Annotated in this window: 1 pseudogene; it reads right to left on the minus strand. The window is 42.2% G+C overall.

The features are described 5' to 3' along the window. A pseudogene (locus ACFILA_RS09985) lies at positions 1–573 on the minus strand (filamentous hemagglutinin); the annotation flags it as partial.

Here is a 573-nt window from a genome sequence, read left to right on the forward strand (position 1 = left end):
TTCTTTCCACCAGTTACTGCCAGCAGGTATTGTCTCATAAGTATAGCCATTGCCGCCAATCCATCGGCTTACAAAGTCATATCTATGCCCATCAAAACCAATAGTGGTTTGTTTGCCATCACTCACATAACCTAACAGACCGGATGCAACTAAAACATTAAAGGCTGGTCCATAGAAATTGATATTCGTGTTGTCGGCTATCCCGTGCACCCCTTCTTGTTTGAAAGAATTCAGCATATTCCCCAATGTCATGGTACCACGGCTATGTCCATAAAGTTCTAACCCTGTAATACCATGGCTATACACCAAATCTTTTGCTTCTTGTGTTGAATTGGTCAAACCCCAAAAGTTATTTTCCATAAACTTCTGATAGCCCGCGACCAAAAGTTCTGAGATAGCAGAATCGGCTTCTGGGAACACAACAAAATAAAGCGGATCATTTTTATCCTTCGCATGTTGCTCTGCATAAACAGCGGCTTCCTCTGGTGGAGTAAAGATGCCATTAAAGGACACATGCACCTTGCCATCAGCACCCTCTTGTAAATGCTGCTTTTCTTCATCCGTTAAATAATG

The sequence above is a fragment of the Bartonella sp. CL71SXKL genome (assembly GCF_042194935.1).
In the GTDB taxonomy this organism is placed as follows: Bacteria; Pseudomonadota; Alphaproteobacteria; order Rhizobiales; family Rhizobiaceae; genus Bartonella.